The 18,775-nt window shown below is 72.7% G+C and carries 20 protein-coding genes and 1 riboswitch; of the genes, 14 read left to right on the top strand and 6 right to left on the bottom strand.

The features are described 5' to 3' along the window. The first annotated feature begins 251 nt into the window (after window positions 1-251). From Plo01_RS34215 to Plo01_RS34240, 6 genes are all read left to right on the top strand, one after another. A complete protein-coding gene (locus Plo01_RS34215; RefSeq protein WP_203894909.1) occupies window positions 252-764 on the top strand; it encodes a double zinc ribbon and FHA domain-containing protein in 513 nt (170 codons plus the stop codon). Window positions 765-790: 26 nt separating this feature from the next. Then, entirely contained in the window at window positions 791-1,441 is a 651-nt protein-coding gene (gene ftsR / locus Plo01_RS34220; protein ID WP_239317626.1) for a transcriptional regulator FtsR, read from the top strand. Between the two features lie 83 nt (window positions 1,442-1,524). Next, window positions 1,525-2,004, top strand: a complete 480-nt coding sequence (locus Plo01_RS34225) for a bifunctional nuclease family protein (protein ID WP_141703955.1) — start codon at window positions 1,525-1,527, stop codon at window positions 2,002-2,004. A 144-nt stretch (window positions 2,005-2,148) separates the two neighbouring features. After that, entirely contained in the window at window positions 2,149-2,769 is a 621-nt protein-coding gene (locus Plo01_RS34230; protein ID WP_203894911.1) for a MerR family transcriptional regulator, read from the top strand. A 15-nt stretch (window positions 2,770-2,784) separates the two neighbouring features. Next, a riboswitch (glycine riboswitch) is annotated at window positions 2,785-2,876 on the top strand. A gap of 157 nt (window positions 2,877-3,033) precedes the next feature. Further along, window positions 3,034-5,889 (top strand): aminomethyl-transferring glycine dehydrogenase, encoded by a 2,856-nt coding sequence (gene gcvP / locus Plo01_RS34235; protein ID WP_203894912.1) that lies wholly within the window; start codon window positions 3,034-3,036, stop codon window positions 5,887-5,889. Window positions 5,890-6,006: 117 nt separating this feature from the next. Further along, a complete protein-coding gene (locus tag Plo01_RS34240; RefSeq protein WP_203894913.1) occupies window positions 6,007-6,789 on the top strand; it encodes a YfgM family protein in 783 nt (260 codons plus the stop codon). A gap of 130 nt (window positions 6,790-6,919) precedes the next feature. Here the strand turns inward: Plo01_RS34240 and Plo01_RS34245 are convergent, their stop codons facing one another. After that, window positions 6,920-7,315 (bottom strand): hypothetical protein, encoded by a 396-nt coding sequence (locus Plo01_RS34245; RefSeq protein WP_203894914.1) that lies wholly within the window; start codon window positions 7,313-7,315, stop codon window positions 6,920-6,922. Window positions 7,316-7,404: 89 nt separating this feature from the next. Between Plo01_RS34245 and Plo01_RS34250 the strand changes: the two genes are divergently transcribed. Continuing rightward, window positions 7,405-8,010 (top strand): alpha/beta hydrolase family protein, encoded by a 606-nt coding sequence (locus Plo01_RS34250; RefSeq protein ID WP_203894915.1) that lies wholly within the window; start codon window positions 7,405-7,407, stop codon window positions 8,008-8,010. A 41-nt stretch (window positions 8,011-8,051) separates the two neighbouring features. On the opposite strand, the gene Plo01_RS34255 is transcribed toward Plo01_RS34250, so the two are convergent. Further along, window positions 8,052-8,243 (bottom strand): DUF5999 family protein, encoded by a 192-nt coding sequence (locus tag Plo01_RS34255; protein WP_203894979.1) that lies wholly within the window; start codon window positions 8,241-8,243, stop codon window positions 8,052-8,054. Window positions 8,244-8,914: 671 nt separating this feature from the next. Between Plo01_RS34255 and Plo01_RS34260 the strand changes: the two genes are divergently transcribed. Together Plo01_RS34260 and Plo01_RS34265 are read left to right on the top strand one after the other, a co-directional pair. Further along, on the top strand, window positions 8,915-9,244 hold the full coding sequence (locus tag Plo01_RS34260) for a hypothetical protein (protein ID WP_203894916.1): 330 nt from the start codon (window positions 8,915-8,917) through the stop codon (window positions 9,242-9,244). After that, the gene (locus tag Plo01_RS34265; protein WP_203894917.1) at window positions 9,244-9,783 is read left to right on the top strand and encodes a collagen-like domain-containing protein; all 540 of its coding nucleotides are present in this window, start codon (window positions 9,244-9,246) and stop codon (window positions 9,781-9,783) included. Before Plo01_RS34260 ends, Plo01_RS34265 begins: the two co-directional genes overlap by 1 nt. 137 nt (window positions 9,784-9,920) lie before the next feature. On the opposite strand, the gene Plo01_RS34270 is transcribed toward Plo01_RS34265, so the two are convergent. Continuing rightward, complete coding sequence (locus Plo01_RS34270) at window positions 9,921-10,505, bottom strand: TetR/AcrR family transcriptional regulator C-terminal domain-containing protein (protein WP_203894918.1); 585 nt, start codon at window positions 10,503-10,505, stop codon at window positions 9,921-9,923. Between the two features lie 172 nt (window positions 10,506-10,677). Here Plo01_RS34270 and Plo01_RS34275 point away from each other — a divergent pair, with 172 nt between their 5' ends. From Plo01_RS34275 to Plo01_RS34285, 3 genes are all read left to right on the top strand, one after another. Next, on the top strand, window positions 10,678-11,076 hold the full coding sequence (locus Plo01_RS34275) for a hypothetical protein (protein ID WP_203894919.1): 399 nt from the start codon (window positions 10,678-10,680) through the stop codon (window positions 11,074-11,076). A gap of 216 nt (window positions 11,077-11,292) precedes the next feature. Beyond that, complete coding sequence (locus Plo01_RS34280; RefSeq protein ID WP_203894920.1) at window positions 11,293-11,661, top strand: hypothetical protein; 369 nt, start codon at window positions 11,293-11,295, stop codon at window positions 11,659-11,661. Between the two features lie 164 nt (window positions 11,662-11,825). Beyond that, window positions 11,826-12,665: a nuclease-related domain-containing protein gene (locus Plo01_RS34285; RefSeq protein WP_203894921.1), complete on the top strand. Its 840-nt coding sequence runs from the start codon at window positions 11,826-11,828 to the stop codon at window positions 12,663-12,665. A 209-nt stretch (window positions 12,666-12,874) separates the two neighbouring features. Here Plo01_RS34285 and Plo01_RS40675 read toward each other — a convergent pair whose 3' ends face one another. The 3 genes from Plo01_RS40675 to Plo01_RS34300 form a co-directional block, all read right to left on the bottom strand. Beyond that, window positions 12,875-14,284 (bottom strand): RNA polymerase sigma factor, encoded by a 1,410-nt coding sequence (locus tag Plo01_RS40675; protein ID WP_239317628.1) that lies wholly within the window; start codon window positions 14,282-14,284, stop codon window positions 12,875-12,877. Between the two features lie 237 nt (window positions 14,285-14,521). Further along, the gene (locus Plo01_RS34295; protein ID WP_203894922.1) at window positions 14,522-14,857 is read right to left on the bottom strand and encodes a hypothetical protein; all 336 of its coding nucleotides are present in this window, start codon (window positions 14,855-14,857) and stop codon (window positions 14,522-14,524) included. A 49-nt stretch (window positions 14,858-14,906) separates the two neighbouring features. Beyond that, a complete protein-coding gene (locus tag Plo01_RS34300) occupies window positions 14,907-16,112 on the bottom strand; it encodes an AMP-binding protein (RefSeq protein ID WP_203894981.1) in 1,206 nt (401 codons plus the stop codon). 45 nt (window positions 16,113-16,157) lie between these two features. Here Plo01_RS34300 and Plo01_RS34305 point away from each other — a divergent pair, with 45 nt between their 5' ends. Both Plo01_RS34305 and menD read left to right on the top strand, forming a co-directional pair. After that, complete coding sequence (locus tag Plo01_RS34305) at window positions 16,158-17,120, top strand: o-succinylbenzoate synthase (protein WP_203894923.1); 963 nt, start codon at window positions 16,158-16,160, stop codon at window positions 17,118-17,120. Continuing rightward, entirely contained in the window at window positions 17,117-18,769 is a 1,653-nt protein-coding gene (gene menD / locus Plo01_RS34310) for a 2-succinyl-5-enolpyruvyl-6-hydroxy-3-cyclohexene-1-carboxylic-acid synthase (protein WP_203894924.1), read from the top strand. The genes Plo01_RS34305 and menD overlap by 4 nt, the downstream gene beginning before the upstream one ends. Window positions 18,770-18,775: the final 6 nt, after the last annotated feature.

Genomic DNA, 18,775 nt, shown 5'->3' on the forward strand with positions numbered 1-18,775 from the left:
AGGAGCCGGTTAGCAGCCCCCGAGCCGCGACGCGCAGCGTCGCCGTGAACACAGATATAGACCGTGGACCGTGCCCGGCTGTAGTTTTGACACGACCGAACCCCCGGTCGACCGCTCGCCTTGACCTTTGCGCCTCAGCAGCGTAAGTTGCGGCATTCGCAGTTTGAACACACACTTGAGAAGCGAAGAAGCGAGGCGCGCATCCCCGAGCACCGTTGCCGCGTCTTCGCGGTAGGAGGCCGAGCCGATCGATGCCGAGCGTCTACTGCACGCAGTGCGGTCATGCGAACCCCGAGGACGCCCGTTTCTGTTCTCGATGCGGCTCGCCGCTGACGAGAGCTGAGGTCCCTGGAGACAGCACGTCGACGATCTCCCTCTCCGGGATCGAGGCCTACGAGGCGGAGACCGGGGAGGCGCTTCTCGCCGAGCGGCAGGCCGTCGAGCAGTTGCCCCCGGGCACGGCGCTGCTGGTGGCCATGCGCGGCCCCAACGCCGGCAGCCGGTTCCTCCTGGACAGCGATCTCACCACGGTGGGCCGCCATCCGGAGAGCGACATCTTCCTCGACGACATCACCGTCTCGCGTCGCCACGTGGAGTTCTACCGCCGTGGCGGAGGGGTCTTCACCGTCCGCGACGTCGGCAGCCTCAACGGCACCTACGTCAACCGCGAGCGGATCGAGGAGGCTCCGCTCTACGGCGGGGACGAGGTGCAGATCGGCAAGTTCCGCCTGGTGTTCCTCACCCGCGGCACCGCTGGAGGATGATGAGCCCCCAGGCCGCTCGTGCGCACATGAGCATCGGGGAGGTCCTCACCCTCCTGCAGGGCGAGTTCCCCGATGTCAGCATCTCCAAGATCCGTTTCCTGGAGGGCGAGGGGCTGATCGAGCCGGAGCGCAGTCCTTCCGGCTACCGGAAGTTCACCTACGCCGACGTCGAGCGGCTGCGTTACATCCTCAGCGAGCAGCGTGACCGTTACCTGCCGCTGCGGGTGATCAAAGACCGGCTGGAGGCGGCCGACCGCGAGGAGCGGCCGGTCGCCCGGCCGCGTGCCGTCCCCGGGGATCCGTCCCCGGAGGTGCGGCTCAGCCGGGAGGAGCTCCTGGCGGCCGCCGAGATCGACGAGGAGACCCTGGCCGAGCTCGAGGACTACGGCCTGCTGTCCGCGGTGGCCCGCCACTACGACGCCGAGGCGCTGGCCGTGGCCCGCAGCGTCGGCGCTCTGGCGGCCTTCGGGCTGCGCGCCCGCCATCTGCGGGCGGTCAAGGCCGCGGCCGAGCGGGAGGCCGGACTGGTCGAGCACGCCGTGGCCCCCCTGCTGCGCCGTCGCGCCCCGGGGGCCATCGACCGGGCCGATGAGACGGCCAGGGAGATAGCGGGTCTCCTGCTGGACCTGCACGCGTCCCTGCTCCGCTCCGGAGTGCGCGGGATTCTGGGCAGGTGAGCGGACCTGGCCGGGCACCGGCCGCCTCCCGGGTGTTACGTTGAAGGAACCGGTCGGAACCCAGCGAAAAGACGGAGCAGCCCGTGTTGCAGATGGAGGTCGTGGGCGTTCGGGTCGAGATGCCCTCCAACCAGCCGATCGTCCTGCTCAAAGAGACGCAAGGGGAGCGCTATCTGCCCATCTGGATCGGCATGACCGAGGCGACCGCGATTGCCATGGCCCAGGCTGAGGAACCGCCTCCCCGGCCGCTCACCCACGACCTGTTCCGGGACGTGCTCGACGCCCTCGGCGTGGGATTGCGGACAGTGAACATCGTCGCCCTCCGGGAGGGCATCTTCTTCGCGGACCTGGTCTTCTCCAACGGAGTCGAGGTGAGCGCGCGCCCCTCCGACTCGATCGCCTTGGCACTGCGCACCGGCGCGCGTATCTTCGCGAGTGAGGACGTGGTCCGCGAGGCCGGAGTGATCATCCCGGACGACCAGGAGGGCCAGGAAGACGAGGTGGAGAAGTTCAGGGAGTTCCTTGACCAGATCTCACCGGAGGACTTCGGCCGCGCGGGGTAGGAATTTCGGTGCATTTACGCTTCACGACGCGCCGAGTGGGGTCGTTGACTGAGGTGGGTCCCAGTCTTACGGTGCGAGTGAACCTATGGCCGTGTGCAAACCCCCAGATCAGGCCGTGGGATGAGAGAAAGCCGGAGGTCCGCAGTGGCGGTCAGCAGCGGCGAAGGAAAGGCGGCCGGCCAGGATGATCCGGTGCGGCGCCAGTCGGCGCGCCAGCGTGCCGGAGAAGAGGGTCTGCTGTTCGAGGGACAGGCGGTGAACCTGCCCGCCGACGTCGGCTATCGGGGCCCCACGGCCTGTGCCGCTGCCGGGATCACCTACCGGCAACTGGACTACTGGGCGCGCACGGGCCTGGTGGAGCCCACTGTCAGGGCCGCGCACGGCTCGGGCTCCCAGAGACTGTACGGCTTCCGCGACATCCTGGTGCTGAAAGTCGTCAAACGCCTGCTCGACACCGGCGTCTCGCTGCAGCAGATCCGCATCGCCGTCCATCACCTGCGCTCCCGCGGGGTCGCCGACCTCGCCCAGATCACCCTGATGAGCGATGGCGTGAGCGTCTACGAGTGCACTTCGCCCGACGAGGTCATCGATCTCCTCCAGGGCGGCCAGGGTGTGTTCGGCATCGCGCTGGGCCGAGTGTGGCAGGAGGTGGAGGGCTCCCTGGCGGAGCTCCCCAGTGAGCGTGCGGAGACCGGCGACGACCCTTTAGCCGGGCACCACGCCGATGAGCTGGCCCGCCGCCGCAGGGCGCGCCGCACGGGGTAAAGTAAATCTCGCTGACGACCCTGTGCGGGAGAGACCCCGGCCCGACCGGGGCGCCGAAGGAGCAACCTCCCCGGAATCTCTCAGGCACCCTGTACCGCACGGACGAGGCGACTCTGGAAAGCAGGTGCGCCCGCCAGGCGTGTCTCACCGACGGTGAAAGCCTCCCCGTGAGGGGCAGGTGAAGCTCTCAGGTCGTGATGACAGAGGGGGAGACGGCATACGCCCGCGCCCAGCGCCGGTCTCCACCGCCTCGGGAGGCTCTCCATGACTGATCTGTCACCCCTCAGCGAACTCGCCTCTCCGCCGTTCGCGACCCGCCATATCGGCCCCGACGCCGACGCCCGGTCCCGCATGCTGGAGGCGGTCGGCTTCGGCTCCATCGCCGACCTCGTCGCGGTCGCGGTGCCCGAGTCCATCCGGGCCGAGGACCCGCTCGCCCTGCCGGCCGCGGCCAGCGAGAGCGAGGCGATCGGGGAGCTGCGCGCCCTGGCCGCCCGCAACTCCGTGCTCACCTCGATGATCGGTCTCGGTTACCACGACACGATCACCCCCGCGGTCATCCGCCGCAATCTGCTGGAGAACCCGGGCTGGTACACCGCGTACACCCCCTACCAGCCGGAGATCTCGCAGGGCCGGCTGGAGGCTCTGCTCAACTTCCAGACGGTCGTCTCCGACCTGACCGGCCTCGACGTCGCCGGCGCGTCCCTGCTGGACGAGGCCACCGCCGTCGCCGAGGCGATGACCCTGGCCCGCCGCGCGGGCAAGGCCGCCTCCGACGTGTTCGTCGTGGACGCCGACGCCCTGCCGCAGACCAAGGCCGTGCTGCGCACCCGGGCCGAGCCGCTCGGCATCGAGCTGGTCGAGAGCGATCTGTCCGGCGAGCTGCCCGAGTGCTTCGGCGTCCTGGTGCAGTACCCCGGCGCGAGCGGCCGCCTGCGCGACGTCCGCGGCGTCGTCGCCGCCGCCCGCGAGCGCGGCGCCCTCGTGGTCGCCGCGGCCGACCTGCTCGCCCTCACCCTGCTGGCCTCCCCCGGAGAGCTGGGGGCCGACATCGCGGTCGGCTCCACGCAGCGCTTCGGCGTCCCGCTCGGCTTCGGCGGCCCGCACGCGGCCTACATGGCGGTCCGCGAGGGCCTGCAGCGGCAGATGCCCGGCCGCCTCGTCGGCGTCTCCCAGGACGCCGACGGGCGCCCCGCCTACCGGCTGGCGCTGCAGACCCGCGAGCAGCACATCCGCCGGGAGAAGGCGACCAGCAACATCTGCACCGCCCAGGTGCTGCTCGCCGTCATCGCGGGCATGTACGCCGTCTACCACGGACCCGAGGGTCTGCGCCGGATCGCCCAGCGGGTGCACCGGCACGCCGTCGTGCTCGCCGAGGCCCTGCGCCACGGCGGTGTCAAGGTCGTGCACGACGCCTTCTTCGACACCGTGCTCGCCCGGGTGCCCGGCCGCGCCGCCCAGGTCGTCGCGGCCGCCCGCGACAACGGGGTGAACCTCCGCCTGGTCGACGCCGACCACGTGGGCGTCTCCTGCGACGAGAAGACCGAACTGCTCCATCTCGAGCAGGTCCTGGCCGCCTTCGAGGTCAACGGCGCCGTCCTGGCCGACCTGGACGCCGCCACCCACGACGCGCTCCCCGCCGAGCTGCTGCGCGCCGGCGACTATCTGACCCACCCGGTCTTCCACAGCCACCGCTCCGAGACCGCGATGTTGCGCTACCTGCGCCGGTTGCAGGACAGGGACATCGCGCTCGACAAGTCGATGATCCCGCTGGGCTCCTGCACCATGAAGCTCAACGCGACCACCGAGATGGAGCCGATCACCTGGCCGGAGTTCGCCGGGCTGCACCCTTACGCGCCCGAGGACCAGGCGGCGGGCTTCATCGAGCTGATCGAGGGCCTGGAGGGCTGGCTGGCCGAAGTCACCGGCTACGACGCGGTCTCGATCCAGCCCAACGCGGGCTCCCAGGGTGAGTTCGCCGGTCTGCTGGCCATCCGGGCCTACCACCGGGACCGCGGCGAGGGCGAGCGCGACGTCTGCCTCATCCCGTCCTCCGCGCACGGCACCAACGCCGCCAGCGCCGTCATGGCGGGCATGAAGGTCGTCGTGGTCGCCTGCGACGACAACGGCAACGTCGACCTCGGCGACCTCTCCGCCAAGATCGAAAAGCACCGTGGCCGGCTCTCCGCGATCATGGTGACCTACCCGTCCACGCACGGCGTGTACGAGGAGACCATCACCCAGATCTGCGAGATGGTCCACGGGGCCGGCGGTCAGGTCTACGTCGACGGCGCCAACCTCAACGCGCTGGTCGGCCTGGCCAAGCTGGGCGAGTTCGGGGCCGACGTCTCCCACCTGAACCTGCACAAGACCTTCTGCATCCCGCACGGCGGCGGCGGCCCCGGCGTCGGCCCCGTCGCGGTCCGCGCCCACCTGGCCGCTTACCTGCCCGGTCACCCGCTCCGCGAGGGCACCGCGGTCGGCCCGGTCTCGGCCGCGCCGTACGGCTCGGCGGGCATCCTGCCCATCTCCTGGGCCTACGTCCGGATGATGGGCGGCGAGGGCCTCAAGGCGGCCACCGAGCAGGCCATCCTGTCGGCCAACTACCTGGCCCGCAGGCTCGCCCCGCACTACCCGGTCCTCTACACCGGCCGCGGCGGCCTGGTGGCCCACGAGTGCATCATCGACCTGCGCCAGATCACCAAGGAGACCGGCGTCACCGTGGACGACGTGGCCAAGCGCCTCATCGACTACGGCTTCCACGCGCCGACCATGTCCTTCCCGGTGGCCGGCACGCTGATGATCGAGCCGACCGAGAGCGAGGACCTGGCCGAGCTCGACCGGTTCTGCGACGCGATGATCGCGATCCGGGAGGAGATCGCGAAGGTCGCCTCGGGCGACTACGACAAGGCGGACAACCCGCTGCGCAACGCGCCGCACACCGCCGACTCCGTCGTGGCCGACGAGTGGGCCCACCCCTACAGCCGCACCGAGGCCGCCTACCCGGTGCCCTCGCTTCGCGAGGCCAAGTACTGGTCGCCGGTGCGCCGGATCGACCAGGCCTACGGCGACCGCAACCTCGTGTGCTCCTGCCCGCCCCTGGCGGCCTACGAGGACTGATCCCCCTCCGGGGCGCGGGCCGGGAACGGCCCGCGCATCCGAAGGCGAATGTGGGGGGACGAACACCGCCCCGAGTCGTTAGGCTCGGGGCGATTCCTTACCCGGGGAGGACCCTGCATGCCTGAGGTGGACACGCGTCCCCTGGAGACCGCGCGCCGGCTCGCCGAGGGCGGCGACCTGGACGGCGCCGCGAAGATCCTGGCGGAACTGGCGGCCGACACCGAGGGGCCCGATCGCGCGCAGGCCGCGGTGGGCCTGGCGGCCGTGCTCCAGGAGCGAGGAGACGTGCCCGGAGCGCGGGCGGCGGCCCGGACCGCGCTGGCCACCGGGCATCCCGAGTTCGCCGCCCAGGCGGCGTGCCTGCTGGCCCGCAGCTTCGAGGCGGAGGACCGGCCCGACCAGGCCCGGGCGGCCTGGCAGGCCGCGCTCGGCCTGGGGAACCCCGGCTACGTGCCGGTGGCGCATCTGGCGCTCGCCCGCCTGGCGGCGGGGGAGGAGGAGGCGCGTGAGGCCCTGCGGGCCGCCCTGGCCACCGGAGACCCGGAGATCGCCCCCCAGGCGGCCCTGTGGCTGGCCGAGCTCCTGCTGGCGGACGGGGAGGCCGGGCAGGCGGCGCAGACGGTCCTGGAGGCCCTGGAGATCCCGGAGGCGGCCGACGGGCCCCGCCTGCGGGTCCTGCTGGGCATCGCGCACCTGGAGCTGGCGTGCGCGGAGTTCACCGCGGCGGTGGAGGAGGGCGGCGACGCCGAGACCAGTGCGCTGGCCATCGAGCTCCTGGCCCGCACGCTCCCGCTGCGCGGCCGCGACGAGGACGCCGAGCGGGTGTGGCGCTACGGGCTCGACCACGCCGACGAGCAGCTCGCCGCGGAGGTGCGCCTGCGCCTGGACCGCGACATCTGAGACCGCGACATCCGAGACGGAAGCACCGAGACCGAAACGCCGGAGATCGAGGGGTCTGACCGGACCCGTGACCGGAGCAGGTCTCACCGGGGCGATCGGACCCCGACGGTGACCGGTGCCGGGCGGGCCGTCAGTCGCGGTAGTCGCGGTGGCGCAGGTTGCCGAGCGCGTGGGCGATGTTGACCACCACGATGCCGCCCCAGGCGATCAGGAGCCCCGCGAGGCCGCCCTCGCTCGCGGCGATGCCGGTCAGCGGCACGCCGATGCCCAGCGAGCCCAGCGCGATCGGGATCGAGGGGTTGCCGCGCTGCTTCTGCTTCTTGTGCGGCTGAGGGGGATAGGAGTAGTCGGGGTAGTGCGGGGCCGCCCCGGCGGCCTGGACCTCGGCCCGCACGCGGGCGGCGATGGTCGCGTCGAGGCGCTCGGCGAACGATTCCACGAGCGCGGATTCATACTCCGGGCCCAGGTCGCGGCGGGCCTCGATGGTGGCGCGCATGTCCTGGCGGATGTCGTTGTAGTCCTGCACATCCCCAGTCTGCACCCGGCCGCGCGATCCGGTATCGGCCAACAGGAGGATATCGGCCTCCACCCGGCTCCACCCGGTACGGTCGCCCCATGGAGTTCATGACGCCGCACGGCCCGGCTCTGGTGGAGGTCGACCGGGTGCCGGACCCCCGGTTCCTGCTGGTCCTCACGCACGGTTCGGCCGGGGGAGTGGACGCGCCGGACCTGCTGGCCGTACGGGACGCCGTGCTGAGGACGGGCGGCGTGGTCGCCAGGGTGACGCAGCCGTTCCGCCTGCGGGGGGCCCGGGCGCCCGGCTCGGCGGTCAAGCAGGACGAGGCGTGGGTGGCGGTGGTGGAGGAGCTCCGCCGCGATCATCCCGGACTGCCGCTCGCGCAGGGCGGGCGGAGCAACGGGGCCAGGGTCGCCTGCCGTACGGCTCGCGCGGTGGGGGCCGAGGCGGTCGTCGCGCTGGCCTTCCCGCTGCACCCGCCGAGGAAGCCGGAGCAGTCGCGGGCGCCGGAGCTACGCGCGGCGGGGACGGAGGTCCTGGTGGTCAACGGGGATCGCGACCCCTTCGGCGTGCCGGAGGCGGCCGACGCCGCGCGCCTGGTGGTGCTGGCGGGCGAGGGGCACGATCTGAACAAAGACCCCGCCCGGGTGGGCGAGGTCGTCGCGGACTGGCTGGGGGAGAGGATGCGACCGGGTCCGGCGTGACGCCGCGGCGCTGCCGGCCGCGGCACCGCCGACCCCGATGCTCAGACTGCCCCGACCAGGGGCCGGTGCGGTTCGATGACGCCGCCGTCGGGCAGGAGCTCGCCGGTGTCCTCGAACAACACCACACCGTTGCAGAGCAGGCTCCAACCCTGCTCGGGGTGAGAAGCCAAGGTTCTGGCGGCCTCACGGTCCCGTGCCTCGGCGGGCGGACAGGACGGCTCGTGCGGGCACATCGGCGTGCCTCCGGATCTCTCGTATCGGCTCGCCGGGGCCGACATCGGGCATCCGGTGGGCACCGTCACCGATGGGACCCCGTTCCCACGCATGACGGGGGACGAGCATCTGAATTGACATATGGTCGCGCGTGTCTCGAACGGGGTGAGGCACACACGATGGACAGATCAAGTGTGCGACGGGTCACGCCCGGACGACATAGTCAGTTAGGACCGTTTCAGAACCACTGGAGGGGTGGTCCCTCGAGACTCGTTCGGGGGAGTGACCTATGACACAGACTGTCTCTACCCCCAGGGTGCCTTATTGCGACATAACAGGCCAAGTGCGACACGCCGCAACTCGGTAAATGATCGGTTACGAGTTTCTTATGGCCTGCCGCCGGGTCTGGGGCGGGGTGGGCGTCCGCCCCGTGCGGAGAGGCCCGGGCCGCGGCGGGGCGGCGTCGGCGGAGCACGGGGAATGGCAAAGGCGATGTCACAATGCATTACCAAGCGATTACCCTTGGTAGTACGTTAGTCCGATCCGTCGCCGCGCCGGGTGGATCCCATTCGCCTCCCATACCCCTGAGGAGCAAGATGACGCTGCAGCAGCCACGTACGGCGCGAGCAGGCCGCGCGGACCACTTCTCCAGTACGGGCACACCACCACCCGGCACGCCCGGGAGGTGACCATGCAGTATGAGCCCGCCCCCTCCGCCGGTGAGCTCGCCAGGCGTCTCAACGACCTGCAGCACACCGCTCAGCGGCTCATGTCCCAGGAGCTGTTCCTGGCCGAGCAGCGCGCGAGCGAACGCCGCTTCACCAGCATCGAGCGCGATCTGGAAGAGCTGCAGCGCCGGTTGGAGGAAGAATTCAGAACACTCACCAGCCGGATCGAGGCACGGGAACGCGACAGGGGTGCCAACTGGCGGCAGAGCGTCTACGCCGGGGTCATCCCCGCCGGTCTGTTACTGGTGTCGCTGCTGGTGCAGATCTGGCTCTCACTGGACGGAACCTCCTGATGCGCCTGACCGGATTGAGCGTCACCAGACGCGACGCGCTGCTCGTCCTGACCATCGGGGTGCTCGCCGCGCTCGCCGTGTGGGTGTCGGTGGCCATCCGCGACCTCGGAGATCGGCTGCAGAGCGCGCAGAACGACCGTGACGTGCTCGTCCAGCAGGTCCGCAAGCTGGGCGGGATACCCCAGGTCGGGCCCCAGGGTGAGCAGGGGCGCGCCGGTCCGTCCGGGCCGCAGGGCCCCGCGGGTCTCCAGGGACCGGCCGGCCCACCCGGCGAGGCGGGCCGGCCCGGCCCGCGCGGAAAGTCCGGGTCCCCAGGTCCCGCCGGGCCGCCGGGATCGCCGGGTCCGCAGGGGTCTCCCGGGCCGCAGGGTCCCGAAGGACCGCAGGGGCCGAGGGGTGAGGAGGGCCCGCGCGGGGAGCAGGGCCCACAGGGCGAGCCCGGCCCCGCGCCGAGCCGGGTGTTCTGCCAGCCGATGCCCGACGGGGCTCCCTGGCCGTGCAGCACCTCCGCCCCGGAGGCCGCCGAGCCCCCGCAGTGACCGCCCGCCGCCCCGCGCAGCCGGGAGCCGGGCCGGTCGTCCCGCGGGTCCGAACGGACCGGGGTCGTCGGCGGTCGCCTTCCCGCCGCGGGAAGCAGGGGCCGGTCAATCCCGGAGACGGTCAACCCCGGAGACGGTCAGCTCTCGAGACCGGTCAGCAGGGCGTTCAGGCCGCGCTCGAAATCGGCGTCCGCCGCGGCGCTGCCGCCGCCCTGTGACGGGGGCCGCCACGGCTCGTCGCCGTCGCCGGACGGTTCGGCCCAGCCCGACTGCTGCACTTCCACCGCGACGGCGCCCAGCACGTAGGCCCGCAGCGCCCGCACGGCCTCCGGCGCGTTCTCCAGCCCGGCCTCGGCGAGCTGTTCGGCCTGCTCCCTGATGGCCATCGCGGCCCGCCCCTTGGGCTGCTTGGTGAGCGCCAGCGCCAGCACCCCGGGATGCTCCCGCAGCGCCTCCCGGCTCGCCCGGCACCATGCCCGCGCGGTCTCCTGCCAGGTGTCGGCGGGCTCGGCGTGGACGGTGGTGACGTGCTCGGCCAGGGCGTCCATGAGGGCGTCCTTGCCGCGGGGCAGATGGTGGTAGATGGCCATGGCCTCCACCTGGAGCGCGTCGCCCAGCCGCCGCATCGTCAGCCGCCGCAACCCCTGGCTGTCGGCGATGTGCAGGGCGGACTCGATGATGCGTTCCCGGGAGAGCGGGATCGGAGGTCGCTTGGCGGGCATGAGATCATCCTGCCAGGTGCCGCCTTACTGCGTAAAGGCAGCCGCGCCGGACACCGTACGGTTCGCCGGGCGGGCGCGGGACGTCCTGAGTGTGTGAGGCGGGGACCGACGGCGTAGGCTGCGCAATGACGCGCGCCGGGATGTCCGGCGCCGGGGTGAGAAAGGGCAGACGATGGCGTTTTTCCGACCGCGGGTGAGCCGTGAGGCGGAGGTCCGTTACCACGCTGACCAGGAGGTCGGGAAGAGCTTCCCCGAACTCCTGCAGAAGGCGCGGGCGGCGGAGGCCGCGCTGCGTCAGCTGCAGTCCACCTCGACCTCCGCCGAGGAACTGCGGGCCGCCGGCCTGGTCCTGGACCGGGCGATCACCGAGGCGCTGCGCGCCGCCGAGGCCTGCCAGCGCGCCGCCTTCGGCGTGAAGTCGTACGACGACCGGATCCGCCGCCGCAAGGCCAGGGCGACCCCGGACGGCGCCATGTGGACCACCGAGGTCGAGCGCCTGCGCACCCTCCGCGAGCAGAACCGCCTCACCGGCATCGCCAGGGACGTCCTCCCCGTCGGCACCGCCCACTGACACCCGCTCTCCAGGTCCCGGTACGGCGCGCCGTACCGGGACCGAGCGCTGCCTCCCGGACAGCGCGCGACGGATGGGCGAGGCGGATGGGCGAGGCGGATGGGCGAGGCGTTCCCGGAGCGGAAGGCCCGGCCCGCGGCCGTCACGAAGAGTGGCAGAAACTTTACCCGGGGTGAAATCATGGCCTCTCCTGTGGTCGCGGAGAGGAGTTCATCAGTGGAGGACAGGGTCCTGGCGGCCGCCGTGCTGACGGGCACGTTGCTGGCCGGCGCGTCGGCTCACGCGGAGGTGGACCGGGCTCCGTGGACCGGCGGGCTCGACGGCGTCGGGGACGTGGAGATCGGCGGCGAGCGCGAGAACGTGACGCTGTGCGACCGGGCGGCGGACGACCGCAAGGTCGCGGTGCAGTACCGCACGACGATGGGCAGGGTGATCGTCGTGCAGGCGGGGCCGGATGAGGGATGCGCGGACGACTCGGTCGTCGTCGGCTCGATCGAGCGGGCGAAGTTCTGCTACGGCCCCGGCGACGCCGACCTCGGCGACCCGGCCGCGTCGCGCTGGTGCGACACGGCGGAGAACATCTGACCCCGGAAGTCACTCACCGTACTCCCCATGTCACGATATGGAGTGAATGAGAGGTGATCGCCGGAGGGGGCGGGACACGCACGGCATGTGCGGAGGACCCGGACCGGCGATCCCCGATCAAATCGCTCACACGGCCGTGCGGCCGCTCCGGGGGGAGTCCGGCGATGATCAACTCATCGATGCTGACGTCTGGGATCAGATTCAAGAACCGCTACAAGGAGTCACAGGACCTGGGGTGGCGCGGGCGGCTGGCCCTGCGGGCGGCGGGCGGCGCGCTCGCCTTCACGGTGCTGGCGCTGCTCTGGGACTGGCACGCCGGTCTCGTGGCCGCGGGGCTCGCCGCCCCGGCCGACATGGTGTACCGCCGGTGCACGGAGCTGCCGGCCGTGGTCCGGCGCGGGGGCCTGGCCGGGGAGCGGGCCACCGCCCGCATGCTGCGCCCCCTGCTCGGCCGCGGCTACGTGATTCTGCACAACCGCGCCCTGCCGTGCTCGGGGAAGCGCGTCGATCATGTGGTGATCGGTCCGAGAGGGATCTACGTGGCGGAGTCCAGACGCTGGCGCCGGTGCGTGAGGGTCGCCGTGGGCCGGGGCCGCCTGTGGATCGGGCGCACCCCCGCCGACCGCGAGGTCCGGGCGGTGGCCGCCGCGGCGCGGGAGATCGCCGAGGCGCTGCGGAGCGAGTGCGGCCGCCGGGTGGAGGTGGTCCCGCTGCTGGCGGTCCACGGGGCGCGGCTGCCCCGCTGGGGCGCGATCAGGGCCTCGGGCGTCCTGCTGATGCGCGCGCCGAGGGTGCGTCCCTGGATCACCGGCCAGGCCGTACGGCTCGACACCGAGCAGATCGTCGCCCTGGGCGCGGCGGCCGAGCGGCTGCTGCCGCCGTACGCCGAGGGCGGGGCCGCACCGGCGACGGAGGCCGGGCCGGAAGGCGACACGGGCCCGGTCGAACTGGAGAGCGGGGGAGGTCTGGCCGGGACCGGAAGCGGGAAGCGGGCAGGCGACTAGACGGGGCGGCGGGCGGGGCACGCGAAGGAGCGGGCTGCGCGGGAGGGCGGGCGGCATGCGAAGGAGCAAGCTGCGTAAGGAGCGGGCTGCGCGTGGAGGAGCGGGCGGCGGAATGCGGGAGAGGCGCCGCCGCGACACCCGTCGCGGCGGCGCCTCTCCCGGCGTGCCGGGGCTCGGAGCGGCCCGGTCGGCCGCTCAGCCGGGCGGTCTCAGCTGGCCCAGTCGAGCAGCGGGCGGGTGTTGCTCGGATGGCGCAGCTTGGACAGGGACTCCTTCTCCAGCTGCCGGATGCGCTCGCGGGTCAGGCCGAGGTGCTTGCCGATCTCGTCGAGCGTGTGGGGCTTGCCGTCCACGAGGCCGAAGCGCAGCGCCATGATCCGGGCCTCCCGCGGGGAGAGGTTGCCGAGCACGCCGCGCAGCTGCTCGCCCAGCAGCTGACGGTCCACGACCTCCGACGCCTCCAGCGAGTCGACGTCCTCGATGAGGTCGCCGATGGTGGTCTCGCCGTCCTCGCCGATGGTGGCGTTCAGGCTGATCGGCTGGCGGCTGGTGCGCAGCAGCTCCTCGATCTGGTCGGGGGTCCTGTCCAGCTCGACCGCCAGCTCCTCCGGCGTGGGCTCACGGCCGAGACGCTGGTGCATGTCGCGCTCGACGCGCGACAGCTTGGACAGCATCTCCAGCACGTGGACGGGGAGCCGGATGGTGCGGGCGGAGTCGGCGAAGCCGCGCTGGATGGCCTGCCGGATCCACCACATGGCGTAGGTGGAGAACTTGTAGCCCTTGGTGTAGTCGAACTTCTCCACGGCGCGGATCAGCCCGAGGTTGCCCTCCTGGACCACGTCGAGCAGGGCCATGCCGCGGTCGGTGTACTTCTTGGCGACGGAGACGACGAGCCGGAGGTTGGCCTCCAGCATGTGGTCCTTGGCGCGGCGGCCGTCCTCGGCGATCCACTCGAGCTCGTCGCGGACGTCGGCCGGGAGGCCGGGCTCGGACTCCAGCTTGTACTCGGCGTACAGGCCGGCCTCGATCCGCTTGGCCAGCTCGACCTCCTGGGCGGCGGTGAGCAGCGTCCGGCGGCCGATGGACTTGAGGTAGGTGTGCACCGAGTCGCCCATGGCCGAGGACTGGTCGTCCAGGTCGGTGGAGGCGGCCTCGGCCTCCAGCTCCGCCTGGTCGGGCGCGGTCCACTCCTCGCCGTCCAGCTCCACCTCGGCGTCGAGGAGGTCGGCGGGCGGTTCGGTCGGCTCGCCGTCCTGAGCCGGCGCGGCCTTCTTCCCGGCGGCCCTGCCCTTGGCGGGCGTCTCGGTCGCGGAGGCGGCCTTGCGGGCCGTGCTCTTGGCGCCGGTCTTGCGGGCGGTGGTCTTCGCGGTCTTCTTGGCGCCGGCCTGCTTGGTGGCGGCGGCGAGGGTGGGCTCGTTCTCGGCGGCCAGGCTCACGCCCGCCTCGGTGAGCTCGCGCAGGATCGACCTGCCCTCGACGGGGCTGATGCCGGCCTCGGCGAAGGCGTGACGCAACTCCGCGAGAGAAAGGTGACCCTGAACTCGCCCTCGCTCAAGAAGCTGGTCGAGGGTCGTCGGGGCCTCAGGGTGGGACGAGGTCGCGGCGGCGGTTTGGGGCATGAGGACACCTCCTCCATTACGGAGTCGTCGGCTTGCAGATTGTCGGGTCGGGGTGGGGCGGCAGGGGAGCCGCTCGGCGCACCAGTACCAATAACCCCGTCAGAGGTCTTTCTGTTCCCGACTTGACTCGGAAAATATGATGGGTGGATCGGCCGTAGACCGATCCACCCATCCGGGCTGCCTGTGACCTCCCGGAACCGGCTCCCTGGAGCTCCCGGTCGCCGGGGACCGGCCGGGCTAGTCCTCCGTCACGTTCGTCGGGCCCTCGGGCAGCGGCATCGGCTCGGCCCTGCCCATCCGGTTGTCGGTCCAGTAACGCGTGACGTCCTCGGGGTCGGGGTTGACGTCCTTGGAGACCACGAAGTCTTCGGTCGTGGGGGTCTCCTCCGGAGAAGGGGGCGCGGCCGGAGGGGTCTGGTCCCGGGCGGCCGGCTCGTTCGGTTCGACTGCTGGCACCGGCTCACCGTCCTTCTCGAGCCTGCCCGCCGAGGCGGCCGCCGAGACGGACACGCCGCCCACGATGATCGCGGCGACGATTCCGGCGGAGGCCCACATCTTGCGGGTTTGATTCATCAGGCCCGTCCTTCCTCGCTCGGTTACCTCTATGACGTGCGCACTGCCGTCATGGTTCCCGTATATGACCATAACGGAGGGCCGCCAGATCTGGCTTGCCGTTGGCCAAAAGTGGTATTTCGGTCACAACGACCAGCTCGGCCGGGGCGGCGTAAGCGGGCAGCCGCTCCTTGACGAAGGCCCGCAGCTCGGCCAGGGACGGCGGCGCCGAGGACACGACGACGGCGACGACCCGCTCGCCCCACTCGGGATCAGGGCGGCCCACCACGGCGGCGTCGGCCACCGCGGGATGGCCGGCCACCACCTCGGCCACCGCCGCCGCGACGACCTTCTGCCCGCCGGTGTTGATGACGTCGTCGGCCCGGCCCAGCACGCGGAGCCGCCCGCCGTCGAACGTGCCGAGGTCGGAGGTGACGAACCAGCCGTCCTCGCGGGCCGCGGCGGTGAGGTCGGGACGGAGCCGGTAGCCGGAGAACACCACGGGACCGGAGATGCGGATCCGGCCGTCGTCCCCGATTTTCAGATCTACTCCGTCAAGGGGCCGGCCGTCGTAGACACAGCCGCCGCAGGTCTCGCTCATGCCGTACGTGGTGACGATCCGGGCGTCGGCGGCCCGGGCCGCCGCGAGCAGGTCCGGGGGAGCGGCGGCCCCGCCGAGCAGGATCGTGCGGAACGCCGACAGGTCGGCCGAGACGGCCAGGAGCCGGCGGAGCTGGGTCGGCACCAGCGAGACGTGGTCGGCCCCGGCGGCGAGCACCGCCTCCGGCGAGAAACCGTCGTGGATGATCGGCTCGGTCCCGCCCAGCAGGGACCTGACCAGCACCTGCAGGCCCGAGACGTGCGAGGGGGGCAGGCAGCAGAGCCAGCGCTCGCCGGGCCGGGCCGCCAGGCGCTCCAGGGACGCCGCGGCCGAGGCGCGCAGGGCGGCGGCCGGCAGCTGCACGCCCTTGGGGGTCCCGGTCGTGCCGCTGGTGGCGATGACCACGGCCACCTCGGCGGGGACGCCGGCGCCGCCGGCCTGCCGTACCCCGTCCAGGAGGGTGGGGCGCAGGGCCGCCAGGGTCGCCCGGAGCGCGGGGGCGGGCAGGCCCGGGGAGAGGGGCAGGACGGCGGGGCCGTCGCCGTCGAGCGCGGCGGCGACCGCGCGGAACAGCTCCGGGCCCGGCGGCAGCGTGAGGGCCGCGAGCTCCCGTTCCCCGGAGGACGATCCGGCCGGCGGGGCGGAAGGCGACTCCGCGTGCACGGGAGCAATCATCACAGTCGTAAGGTTAGTCCGGGCAATGCGGACAGCGGCCGGGGGATGCCTCGGTGTGACGGAAGGGCGATAACGATCGTGACGGTCGGCGCGCTCCGGGTCTTCCGGATCCCGATGCGGACGCGTTTCCGCGGGCAGAGCGTGCGCGAGGGCGTGCTGCTGCGCGGCCCCGCGGGCTGGGGGGAGTTCTCCCCCTTCCCCGAGTACGGCCCCGCCGAGTGCGCGCGCTGGCGGGCCTGCGCCGAGGAGGCCGCCTTCACCGGCTGGCCCGCGCCGCTGCGCGACCGGATCCCGGTCAACGCCATCGTGCCGGCCGTCGGCCCCGAGCAGGCCCACGCGATGGCGCGGCGGGCCGGTTGCGAGACGGTCAAGGTCAAGGTCGCCGAGCGGGGCCAGGCGTTCGCCGAGGACCTGGCCCGGGTGGAGGCCGTGCGCGACGCGCTCGGGCCGGACGGCCGGATCCGGGTCGACGCCAACGGAGCCTGGGACGTCGAGACCGCGGTGGCCCGGATCGCCGAGCTCGACCGCTTCGGCCTGGAGTACGTCGAGCAGCCCTGCGCGACCCTGGACGAGCTGGCCCGCGTCCGCAAGAGGGTCGAGGTGCCGATCGCGGCCGACGAGTCGATCCGCCGCGCCGAGGACCCGCTGAAGGTCATGGCCGCGGAGGCCGCCGACATCGCGGTGGTCAAGGTGCAGCCGCTCGGCGGGGTCGCCGCCGCGCTGCGCGTGGTGGAGGCCTGCGGGCTGCCCGCGGTGGTCTCCAGCGCCGTGGAGACCTCCGTCGGCCTGGCCGCCGGGGTGGCGCTGGCCGCGGCCCTGCCCGAGCTGCCCTACGCCTGCGGCCTGGGCACCTTGTCGTTGCTGGAGGGGGACGTGGTGGCCGACCCGCTCGTCCCCGTCGGCGGAACGCTCACGGTGCGGCGTCCCACCGTGGACGAGGCCGCTTTGGCACGCTATGAGGTGGCGTCGCCCGCCTGGGTGCGACGCCTGGAGGAGGCAGCCCCGTGAATCCCGCGACCGCGCTCGCGACGGTTCTGATCGACGAGCTGGTGCGCTGCGGCCTCACGGACGTGGTGCTCGCGCCCGGCTCGCGCTCGGCCCCGCTGGCCCTGGCGGCGCACGGCGACAGCCGGGTCCGGCTGCACGTGCGCATCGACGAACGTTCGGCGTCCTTCCTCGCGCTGGGCCTGGCCCGGCGCGGTGAGCGCCCGGTCGCCCTGATCTGCACCTCGGGCACCGCGGCGGCCAACTTCCACCCGGCCGTCCTGGAGGCGAGCCAGTCGGGGGTGCCCCTGCTGGTGCTCACCGCCGACCGCCCGCCCGAGCTGCGCGACACCGGCGCCAACCAGACGATGGACCAGATCAAGCTGTACGGCGCCGCGGTGCGCTGGTTCAGCGAGGTCGGCGTCCCCGAGGAGCGGTCCGGCCAGGTGGCCTACTGGCGTTCCCTGGCCTGCCGCGCCTACCAGCGCTCGCTGGGCCCGGCCGACCCCGGCCCGGTCCACCTGAACCTCTCCTTCCGCGAGCCGCTGATCCCCGACGGCGACACCTCCTGGTGCGAGCCGCTGGACGGCGCGGGCGGGCCGTGGGTCCGGGCCCGGGTGGCGCCCCCGGCCGTCGCGCTGCACCTGCCGCCCACCCGGCGGGGCGTGCTGGTGGTCGGCGACGGCGCGCCCAACGTGCGCAGGTACGTGGCGGCGGCGGGCATGGCCGGGTGGCCGGTCCTGTCGGAGCCGCACGGCGGCGCCCGCTACGGCGACCACGCGATGTCGGCCTACCACTTCCTGCTGGGCACCCCGGAGTTCGCCGACGCGCACCGCCCCGAGGTGGTCGTCACCCTGGGACGCCCCGGCCTGTCCCGGCCCCTGATGAGCTGGCTCCCGCACGCGGCCGAGCACATCGTGGTCGCCCCCGACCTGACCCGCTGGCCCGACCCCACCCGCTCGGCGACGCAGGTGGCCCAGGCGGTGGAGATCCCGATCGCCGCGGGGGACGACGACTGGCTGAACTCCTGGCGCCGCGCCGAGACCGCGGTCCGGGAGGCGATCGACGAGGTGATGGACGGCTCCGGGCTCAGCGAGCCCAGGCTCGCCCGCGACCTGGTGGAGGCGCTGCCCAACGGGTCGCTGCTGATCTCCGGTTCGTCGATGCCGATCCGCGACCTGGACCAGGTGATGCGCCCCCGGCGGGGCCTGCGGGTCATGGCCAACCGGGGCGTCGCCGGGATCGACGGGACGGTCTCGACCGCGATGGGCGCGGCGCTGGCCCACCACGGCCCGTCGTTCGCGCTGATGGGCGATCTGACGTTCCTGCACGACCAGAACGGGCTGATCCTCGGCCCCCGCGAGCCCCGTCCGGACCTGTGCCTGGTCGTGGTGAACAACGACGGCGGCGGGATCTTCTCGCTGTTGCCGCAGGCCGCGCTCCGGGACCCGTTCGAGCGGGTCTTCGGCACCTCCCACGGGGTGGAACTGGCCTACACGGCCGCGGCCACCGGCACGCCGTACACGTCCGTGAACGAGCCGGACCAGCTGGCCAAGGCCCTGCGCGGGGAGGGGGTGCGGATCGTGGAGGTCCGCACCGACCGAGAGGCCAACGCCGCCCTGCACGCGGCCATGCGCGAGGCGGCGCAGGCCGCGGTCCGCAGCGCCATGTGAGCCCGC

Source organism: Planobispora longispora (assembly GCF_016863135.1).
In the GTDB taxonomy this organism is placed as follows: Bacteria; Actinomycetota; Actinomycetes; order Streptosporangiales; family Streptosporangiaceae; genus Planobispora; species Planobispora longispora.

Coding starts and splice junctions, on each gene's coding strand:
- Plo01_RS34215 (WP_203894909.1), top strand. CDS start 252: ATGCCGAGCGTCTACTGCACGCAGTGCGGTCATGCGAACCCCGAGGAC.
- ftsR (WP_239317626.1), top strand. CDS start 791: ATGAGCATCGGGGAGGTCCTCACCCTCCTGCAGGGCGAGTTCCCCGAT.
- gcvP (WP_203894912.1), top strand. CDS start 3,034: ATGACTGATCTGTCACCCCTCAGCGAACTCGCCTCTCCGCCGTTCGCG.
- Plo01_RS34240 (WP_203894913.1), top strand. CDS start 6,007: ATGCCTGAGGTGGACACGCGTCCCCTGGAGACCGCGCGCCGGCTCGCC.
- Plo01_RS34250 (WP_203894915.1), top strand. CDS start 7,405: ATGGAGTTCATGACGCCGCACGGCCCGGCTCTGGTGGAGGTCGACCGG.
- Plo01_RS34255 (WP_203894979.1), bottom strand. CDS start 8,243: ATGTGCCCGCACGAGCCGTCCTGTCCGCCCGCCGAGGCACGGGACCGT.
- Plo01_RS34260 (WP_203894916.1), top strand. CDS start 8,915: ATGCAGTATGAGCCCGCCCCCTCCGCCGGTGAGCTCGCCAGGCGTCTC.
- Plo01_RS34265 (WP_203894917.1), top strand. CDS start 9,244: ATGCGCCTGACCGGATTGAGCGTCACCAGACGCGACGCGCTGCTCGTC.
- Plo01_RS34270 (WP_203894918.1), bottom strand. CDS start 10,505: ATGCCCGCCAAGCGACCTCCGATCCCGCTCTCCCGGGAACGCATCATC.
- Plo01_RS34275 (WP_203894919.1), top strand. CDS start 10,678: ATGGCGTTTTTCCGACCGCGGGTGAGCCGTGAGGCGGAGGTCCGTTAC.
- Plo01_RS34285 (WP_203894921.1), top strand. CDS start 11,826: ATGATCAACTCATCGATGCTGACGTCTGGGATCAGATTCAAGAACCGC.
- Plo01_RS40675 (WP_239317628.1), bottom strand. CDS start 14,284: ATGCCCCAAACCGCCGCCGCGACCTCGTCCCACCCTGAGGCCCCGACG.
- Plo01_RS34295 (WP_203894922.1), bottom strand. CDS start 14,857: ATGAATCAAACCCGCAAGATGTGGGCCTCCGCCGGAATCGTCGCCGCG.
- Plo01_RS34300 (WP_203894981.1), bottom strand. CDS start 16,112: ATGATTGCTCCCGTGCACGCGGAGTCGCCTTCCGCCCCGCCGGCCGGA.
- Plo01_RS34305 (WP_203894923.1), top strand. CDS start 16,158: ATGCCTCGGTGTGACGGAAGGGCGATAACGATCGTGACGGTCGGCGCG.